Origin of the sequence: Pseudomonas turukhanskensis (genome assembly GCF_027922365.1) — a bacterium.
GTDB classification, from domain to species: domain Bacteria; phylum Pseudomonadota; class Gammaproteobacteria; order Pseudomonadales; family Pseudomonadaceae; genus Aquipseudomonas; species Aquipseudomonas turukhanskensis.
Genome location: NZ_BSFN01000047.1, coordinates 1 through 2,052 on the forward strand (window position 1 = coordinate 1; position 2,052 = coordinate 2,052).

The 2,052-nt window shown below is 58.3% G+C and carries 2 protein-coding genes; both read left to right on the forward strand.

The window, feature by feature from the left end:
* Positions 1-83: 83 nt before the first annotated feature.
* Positions 84-443, forward strand: coding sequence for an IS66 family insertion sequence element accessory protein TnpB (gene tnpB, locus PKE98_RS26860; protein WP_076965370.1), 360 nt, complete (start codon positions 84-86; stop codon positions 441-443).
* Positions 444-461: 18 nt separating this feature from the next.
* Positions 462-2,006: an IS66 family transposase gene (tnpC, locus tag PKE98_RS26865; protein ID WP_076965371.1), complete on the forward strand. Its 1,545-nt coding sequence runs from the start codon at positions 462-464 to the stop codon at positions 2,004-2,006.
* Positions 2,007-2,052: the final 46 nt, after the last annotated feature.

The window sequence follows — 2,052 nt, forward strand, 5'->3', positions numbered from 1 at the left end:
GTAAGCGCTCCATAAACCCCACCTTCAAATGACCCAAGTACGACCTGATGCTGTGCTCCCGATTTTCTTTCTGGAGCCAGCCCATGATGCGCCCCGATCCCAAGGTTAAAGCCGTTTATCTTTATCCCAAGCCAGTGGATTTCCGTAAATCCATCAATGGCTTGGCCGCTCTGGTCGAGCTGGATATCAAGGTGGCGGTGTTCGACCCAGTATTATTTGTGTTCCTCAATCGCACGCGTAGCCAAGTGAAAATTCTCTACTGGCATCGCAACGGTTTCTGTCTGTGGCTCAAGCGTCTAGAGGCCGAACGCTTCAAAACTAAGCCGGATGCGGGCGATGAAGCCATTGAGTTGACGGTGCGTGAATTGAACCAACTTTTGGATGGAATCGATCTCTGGGGTAACCAGCCGCACAAGCTGCTGACGCCGCGCTTCGTCACCTGATTCGGTATAATCCACGGCATGATTTCCATGCCCGAAACCCTCCCCGACGATCCTTTTTTGCTCAAGCAGTTGCTGCTGTCGGCGAGCGTGCGGATGTCGGAAAAGGATGGACAAATTGAGCGTCTGCGCGAACAAAACGCCCTGCTGCTCCAGCGTCTGTTCGGCCGTAAGTCCGAGCAGAGTGCCGATCCTGACTCACCGCAGCTAGAGTTCTTCAACGAGGCTGAAAACCTCACCGACACTGCGCCTGAAGCCGTTGCCGATGACGTCGAGGAAGAGGTTGTCGCTCCGGTTAAGCGTCGTGGCAAGCGTAAGCCGTTGCCCGCTGAACTGCCGCGTGTCGAAGTCGTCCACGAGCTGCCCGAGCACGAACTGACCTGTGAGTGTGGTTGCCGCAAACAGGTCATCGGTGAAGAAACCAGCGAGCAGCTGGAAATCATCCCGATGCAAGTCCGGGTGATCAAACACATCCGCAAAACCTACGCCTGCAAGACCTGCGAAACCGCGCCGATCACTGCCGATAAGCCGGCGCAGTTGATCGAGAAAAGCCTAGCCAGCCCCAGCGTGCTGGCCATGCTGCTAACAACAAAATACGCCGACGGCATCCCGCTGTACCGCTTTGAGAGGATGCTCAGCCGGCACGGTATCGACATCCCGCGCCAGACCTTGGCGCGCTGGGTGATCCAGTGTGGCGCGCTGCTACAACCGCTGCTCAACTTGATACGCGACCAGTTGCTGGACTACCCGGTACTGCACTGCGATGAGACCCGTGTGCAGGTGCTCAAAGAGCCGGGGCGTGAGCCGAGCAGCCAATCGTGGATGTGGGTGCAAACCGGCGGCCCGCCAGACAGGCCAGTAATCCTGTTCGACTATACCACCAGCCGTGCGCAGGACGTGCCGCTGCGCCTGCTCGCGGGCTACCGCGGTTACTTGATGACCGACGACTACGCCGGCTACAACGCCGTGGCCGCGCAAGCCGGGGTTGAGCGCTTAGCCTGCCTGGCGCATGCGCGACGTAAATTTATTGAGGCGCAGAAGGTGCAGCCCAAGGGCAAAACCGGACGGGCCGACGTGGCGCTAAACCTGATCAACAAACTGTACGGCATCGAGCGCGACCTAAAAGACGCCATCCCCGAACAACGTTATCAGGGTCGCCAGCAACATAGCCTGCCGATCCTCGCTCAACTGAAAAACTGGCTGGAGAAAACTCAGCCGCAAGTTACCGCACAGAATGCCTTGGGCAAAGCCGTAAACTACCTGGCCAACAACTGGAGCCGGCTGGAGCGCTACGCCGAAGGCGGCCACCTGCCGATCGACAACAACGCCGCCGAGCGAGCCATCCGGCCCTTCGTCATCGGCCGAAAGAACTGGCTGTTCAGCGACACACCCAAGGGCGCCACTGCCAGCGCGCAAATCTACAGCCTGATCGAAACCGCCAAGGCCAACCACCAAGAGCCTTACGCCTACCTGCGTCACATCCTCGAACGCCTGCCTCAGGCCAATTGCATCGAAGGCTACGAAGCGCTGCTGCCGTGGAACTGCAAACCCACAACGCCACTTTAAAACGCAAAACCCCACCAGCGGGAGGTGGGGTTTATGGAGCGCTTAC

Coding starts and splice junctions, on each gene's coding strand:
- tnpB (WP_076965370.1), top strand. CDS start 84: ATGATGCGCCCCGATCCCAAGGTTAAAGCCGTTTATCTTTATCCCAAG.
- tnpC (WP_076965371.1), top strand. CDS start 462: ATGATTTCCATGCCCGAAACCCTCCCCGACGATCCTTTTTTGCTCAAG.